This window comes from Halomonas sp. BC04, assembly GCF_000568385.1.
Window position 1 is genome coordinate 1 of the sequence record NZ_AZQX01000142.1, and the last position, 5404, is coordinate 5404.

Here is a 5404-nt window from a genome sequence, read left to right on the forward strand (position 1 = left end):
CCACGTTACAGCTCGACGATCAGCTCTGCTTCGCCCTCTACTCCACCTCCCTCCTGATGACCAAGTTCTACAAGCCCCTGCTTCAGGCGCTGGGCCTCACCTATCCGCAGTACCTGGTCATGATGACACTGTGGGAAGAGGATGGCCTCAGCGCGGGTACCATCAGCCGTCGACTGATGACCGATACCGGTTCGTTGACCCCCCTGTTCAAGCGCCTGGAAGCCGATGGCCTGCTCAGGCGAGTGCGCAGCACAGCCGATGAGCGGGTCGTCGAACTGTTCCTTACCGACGCCGGCCGGGCGCTGCGCGATCGTGCCGAGGAGATCCCGGACTGCGTGGTGATGGCCAGCGGCGCCTCCTTCGACGACCTCAACTCCCTCAAGTCGAGGCTTGAGTCGCTGCGCGCACGTCTCCAGGATGCGATGCCCTGACGCCGGGCCTTGCCAAGGCCCAGGAGCACGTCGTTGCCCCCCATGTCCGCCGCCATGCACATGTCATGGGCCCCGTTCGACGAAAGGGCTCAAACAAGCGCTTGACTCTCGCTTGTCGCAGGCTAGTTTCAAACACATGTTTGAAAGCGGCCGGCGCCGCCTTCACGCGCCCGACTTCAGGCGACCTTCCGTGGCGAGCCTTCGCGGCGATCCTTTGTGGCGACCCTTTGTGGAGAGTAGAAATGCCCGACTATCAGGCCCCCCTGCGCGACCTGCGCTTCGTAATGGACGAGATGCTGGATTACCCCGCTCACTATGCCCGTCTTCCGGGTGGTGAAGAGGCCTCTCCCGATGTGGTTGCCGCCATTCTCGAGGAGGGCGCACGCTTCGCCCGCGAGGTGCTGCTGCCACTGAACCAGACGGGTGACCAGGAGGGGTGCTTGCTCGAGGGCGGCGAGGTCAAGGCGCCAAAGGGCTTCAAGGCGGCCTACGAACAGTACGTGGAAGGTGGCTGGCCGAGCCTAGCGGCGTCTCCGGAGCATGGCGGGCAGGGGCTGCCCCATTCGCTGGCCATGGTACTCAACGAGATGGTCTGCTCCACCAACCTGGCCTGGGGCATGTACCCGGGGCTTTCCCACGGCGCCGCCGATGCCCTGCGTCACCACGGCACCGAGGAGCAGCAGGCCACCTACCTGACCAAACTCGTGGAAGGCGTCTGGACCGGCACCATGTGCCTGACCGAGCCCCACTGCGGCACCGACCTGGGCTTGATCAAGACCCGTGCCGTGCCGGCAGCAGACGGTGGCTACGACATCACCGGCACCAAGATCTTCATCTCGGCCGGCGAGCATGACCTGGCCGAGAACATCGTCCACCTGGTGCTGGCCAAGCTGCCGGACGCCCCCGAGGGCTCCAAGGGCATCTCGCTGTTCGTGGTGCCGAAGTTCCTGCCCGACGCCGACGGCAACCCCGGCGAGCGCAACGGCGTTTCCTGCGGCTCCCTGGAGCACAAGATGGGCATCCACGGCAACGCCACCTGCGTGATGAACTTCGATGGCTCCCGCGGCTACCTGGTGGGGCCGCCCAACAAGGGCCTCGCCTGCATGTTCACCATGATGAATGCGGCCCGGCTGGGCGTGGGTATCCAGGGTCTGGGCCTGACCGAGGCAAGCTTCCAGAACGCCCTGGCCTATGCTCGTGACCGGCTGCAGATGCGGGCGCTCTCCGGCCCCCAGGCGCCCGAGAAATCCGCCGACCCGATCATCGTCCATCCCGACGTGCGTCGCATGCTGCTGACCCAGAAGGCCTTCGCCGAAGGTGGCCGCATGCTGGTGCTGTATACCGCTCAGATGCTGGATATCGTCGAGCATGGCCCGGATGCCGCCGAGCGAGAGCAGGCGGAGGTGCTGCTGGGCCTGCTGACACCCATCGTCAAGGCCTTCCTTACCGAGGTGGGCTTCGAAGCCACCAACGAGGGGGTGCAGGTCTTCGGTGGCCACGGCTTCATCCAGGAGTGGGGCATGGAACAGCTGGTTCGCGATGCGCGCATCACCCGCCTTTATGAGGGCACGACAGGCATCCAGGCCCTTGACCTGCTTGGTCGCAAGGTCCTGATGAGTCAGGGCGAGACGCTCAAGGTCTTCACCAAGCAGATCCACAAGTTCTGCCAGGCCGAGGCCGAGAATGCCGAGCTGTCCGAATTCACCGGACCGCTGGCCAAGCTCAACGCGGAATGGGGTGAGCTGACCATGGGTATCGGCATGAAGGCGATGCAGGATCGTGAGGAAGTGGGCGCCGCCAGCGTCGACTATCTGATGTACTCCGGCTACGTCACCCTGGCCTACCTCTTTGCCCGTGCGGCGAAGCAGGCCACTGCGGCACTCGCCGCCGGCAGCGACGATGCGGCCTTCTACGAAGCCAAGATCAAGACGGCCCGTTTCTACTTCACGCGCCTGTTGCCGCGCACCCGTGCCCATGCCGCCATGGTGCAGGCCGGAGCGGAGCCGCTGATGGCGCTCTCTTCAGAAGACTTCGGTCGCGGTTTCGAGATCTGATTCAACCAGGCATCTCTCTCGGTCAGTTGTCTGATCGGTGGTTTGCGGCGGGCCTTGCCCGCCGCCTTTTTTTGGCGGTGTTGCTGGTGTCGGCGGTGGTCGGGAGGCATCATTGTCAGCTCGATTTTATCCCCCTGCGGCGTTTCGGCTCGGGGGCGGGTCGATCCAGCATGGACCTCACGCCCTTATGACTGTCATTCCTCACCCTGAAGATCTCCTGCCCCCCCTTCCCGAAGGGGCTGGCCTGGAGGCCTGCCTGGGTGCCCTGTTCCGTTTCCTGCGTGCCGGCAGTTCCGACCACGCCCCCGAGCGGGTAGGTGCGCTGGTGGCCTATCTGCAAGATGAGCCGGAGCAAGCCCGCCTGTTGGCAGAAGGCATCTTTGGCCACTTTTCCCGGCTGGAGATCTACCCGGCGCTGGTGCGGCTGGGGATCCTTTCCCGAGAGGGCCTGTTGCGGGAGATCACCACCCGGCTATATGACCGACTGAACCCGCCACCCGTGGACCGGAAGGACTCCAGCGATTTGCTGGCTAGCCTGCTCACGCGACACGACAAGGCCTGGCTCGAAGCGCTGCCCGCAGATGCCTGGCTGCGGCTGGCCCGGGTCCTGCTGGCGTCGCTGAGTCCCGATATCCGCCGCCAGGCTCGCTTGCATCTGGAAGACGAGTGCCTCTATGCCCTGGAGATGCTGGCCATTTGGGTGGCGGCGGAGGAGCTCGACCCGGAACTGATGCGTATCGACGAGCGGCTTACCCGTATCGACTCACCCTGATTGCCCTTCAACGGGAGGTCCACGCCTTCGTGGAGCGGCGATCGGCACTGCAAGGGGAGGCCGGCAGTGATGATGTCGAGGCACTCGGCCACCTCTGGGTGATGCTGGATCAGTGCAACGACCAGGTCGCCCGCTTCCGGCGGCGGGGTGCCGGCAGCCTGGGGTCATCCGCCAATGCCTCGCATCTGATCGAGCGTCTGGAAGAGACGCTCAAGCGTATCGAGAAGTTGATTGTCTTGATCGGTCCGCAGTATCGGGTCGCAGGTCCGAGAACCGCGTTGCGACTCTGGCAGGAGCTGCTGCTGGCGACGGCGGAGAAGGACAGCATCCGCGCCGTGTGGAAGAAGAGCACGCGGATGGTGTCGCGCAGCGTCACCCAGAACAAGAGCGACCACGGCGAGCGCTACATCTCCCGCGATCTGCCAGCTACCTGCGTCTGTTCGCCACCGCGGCCGGAGCAGGGGCGATCATCTCCGTGATGGCGCTGATCAAGATTGCCATCGAGTCATGGGGGCTGGCGCCGCTGCCCGAGGCGGTGCTGGTCAGCCTGAACTATGGCTGGGTTTCGTGCTGGTCCACCTGCTGCACTTCACCATCGCCACCAAACAGCCCGCCATGACTGCGGCCAGCTTTGCCGCCGAGGTAGAGCGCAATCGCCACGGCAAGGCCCTGGGGCGCAAGCTGGCGAGGCTGCTGCGGGACGTGAACCGCTCCCAATGGGGCGCGGTCTGGGGCAATGTCGCCGCGGCACTGGCGACCGCCTTTGCGATCACCGCGCTTGCGCTGGCGGTCAGCGGCCAGGCGCTGCTCTCAAGCGAGCAGATCGCCTCTCAGCTCAAGGCGATTTCTCCGCTCCAGAGCCTGGCGCTGTTTTACGCGGCCATTGCCGGTGTCTGGCTGTTCTGCGCAGGCATCATGGCCGGTTTCTTCGACAACCGTGCCGATCACATCAGGCTGGAGCGGCGGCTTGTCGGGCATCCCGCCCTGCAGTGGCTGTCGCCGGCACGACGGGAGCGGTTGGCGCATTATCTGCACCACAACTATGGTGCGCTGGCCGGTAATTTCCTGTTTGGCGTTCTGCTTGGCATGACGGGATACCTGGGATATCTGCTGGGCCTGCCGCTGGATATTCGCCATGTGGCCTTTTCATCGGCCAACCTGGGTTTTGCCAGCTTCAGTGATTTCCAGGGTTGGGTGGGCTTTCTGGTCGGGCTGTCTTGCGTGATGTTGATCGGCTTCGTCAACCTCTGGGTGAGCTTCGCCCTGGCGCTGATGGTGGCGCTGCGATCTCGGGGCTGTCGGATCGAGCCGGGCACCCTGCTGAACGGCGTCAAGGAGGAATTTCTCCGCGAGCCCCTGCGGTTTTTCCTGCCGAGGGTGCGTTCCAGCAGGAAGGGCGACTCGGGGGCGCTTCGCGAGGATCGACAGTGATCCTCACGGGTGGAGCGCCATCGGGTGCATTCGCCTGCTTGCTATGGGCAGGGCATAGCCCTGCCCACACCGACGGGGATGCAAGTCGTCCCTAGACGTAGAAATCCAGCTCCTCTTGAGCCTTCAGCAGGTCCCGCATCTTGATGGGGTCGTCACCGAAGAAGAAGATGAGACCCCAGTGTGTGCCGAAGGCCGACCGGTCCGGCACTGTCTCTTCGGCGGGGGCCACCAGTTCGTGGGACTCGAAGTACGGGTGCTCGATGGTTTCCCTGGGCATCTCCAGCTTGCTGACGACACGACGCCTGGGGTAGACGCCGAAGCAACCCGCATAGCCTTTGGCGTCGACCACTTCGCGGGGGAAGAAGGCATCCACCTCCTCCTTGGTGCTCTTGGGGTCGAAAACCAGCATCGATGCCTGATAGGCACTGAATCCGTAGGCGCGCTCGATGAGCTCGAAGGCCTTGAAGCCGGGTGGGCGGTAGGCAACCTCACCGAAATACATCTCACCATCCGCCGCCACGAAGTACTCGGGATGGATCAGGCCGAACTGGATGTCGAACGTCTTGATCAGCTTCTCGATCTGCTTGGTGATGGCGGTACGCCAGCTCTCGAGTTCCCGTGTGGCAGGAACGAACACCGAATATCCCAGGGTCACGTACTCGGAGATATTGAGGAACTTGATCTTGCCATCATGGATCCAGGCCTCGACGGCAAAC

General features: G+C 64.0%; 2 protein-coding genes and 3 pseudogenes. 4 read left to right on the forward strand and 1 reads right to left on the reverse strand.

Annotated elements, in window-relative coordinates:
- The 4 genes and pseudogenes from Q427_RS09785 to Q427_RS35250 form a co-directional block, all read left to right on the forward strand.
- The coding region (locus Q427_RS09785) for a MarR family winged helix-turn-helix transcriptional regulator (protein WP_043513409.1) at positions 1-431 on the forward strand (431 nt) is incomplete at its 5' end.
- Positions 432-673: 242 nt separating this feature from the next.
- Complete coding sequence (locus tag Q427_RS09790; protein WP_043513411.1) at positions 674-2485, forward strand: acyl-CoA dehydrogenase C-terminal domain-containing protein; 1812 nt, start codon at positions 674-676, stop codon at positions 2483-2485.
- A 187-nt stretch (positions 2486-2672) separates the two neighbouring features.
- Positions 2673-3736, forward strand: a pseudogene (locus Q427_RS36795) (hypothetical protein).
- Positions 3736-4688 (forward strand): annotated as a pseudogene (locus Q427_RS35250) (hypothetical protein). The pseudogenes Q427_RS36795 and Q427_RS35250 overlap by 1 nt, the downstream one beginning before the upstream one ends.
- Before the next feature lie 91 nt (positions 4689-4779).
- Here Q427_RS35250 and Q427_RS09800 read toward each other — a convergent pair.
- A pseudogene (locus Q427_RS09800) lies at positions 4780-5404 on the reverse strand (carboxylate--amine ligase); the annotation flags it as partial.

What these genes read in the sequence shown, in the direction of transcription:
- Q427_RS09790 (WP_043513411.1), top strand. Translation starts at nt 674, where the DNA reads ATGCCCGACTATCAGGCCCCCCTGCGCGACCTGCGCTTCGTAATGGAC.